This is a genomic window from Mycobacterium sp. P2_H7, from assembly GCF_056403275.1.
Window position 1 is genome coordinate 1 of sequence record NZ_JBFUFU010000057.1, and the last position, 434, is coordinate 434.

1 protein-coding gene is annotated in these 434 nt (G+C 69.1%); it reads right to left on the minus strand.

Annotated elements, in window-relative coordinates; all coding sequences use genetic code 11:
• A partial coding sequence (locus AC1DY7_RS31325) for a D-alanine--D-alanine ligase family protein (RefSeq protein WP_477497652.1) occupies positions 1-434 on the minus strand: 434 nt, incomplete at both ends.

Consider the following 434-nt stretch of genomic DNA (forward strand, 5'->3'; position numbering starts at 1 on the left):
GTCATTACAGCGCGAGTCCGGCCAGATGCCGACCTTGGAGCCGAGCCGGTTCGGCTTGACGAACCAACCGGCTTCCGACGGCGTCGGCTCGACGAGCCAGTGGCCATCGCGGGCGAGGCCGGCCTGCGGCACCGGCAGGCCGAGCGCGCCGAGCACGGCGCCGGAGCGGAACTTGTCCTGGCAGAGCGCGAACAGCGCATCGTCGGCGCCGACGGTTTTGAGCCCGTTCAGCCGGGCAAGCGTGGGCGCAGCGGCGCCACGGAAATAGGCAATGCCGTCGGTCAGCGTCCACACCAGCGTGGTTTTCGGATCGGCTTTGGCCAGCGCCGTTGCCGCGTCGTCCAGCTCGACCGGCAGGAAGGCTAGGCCGCGCCGCTCGCAAGCCGCGGCAAGCTCATCGAATTCAGGTGCAAGGTCGGTCGACTGTGCCAGAT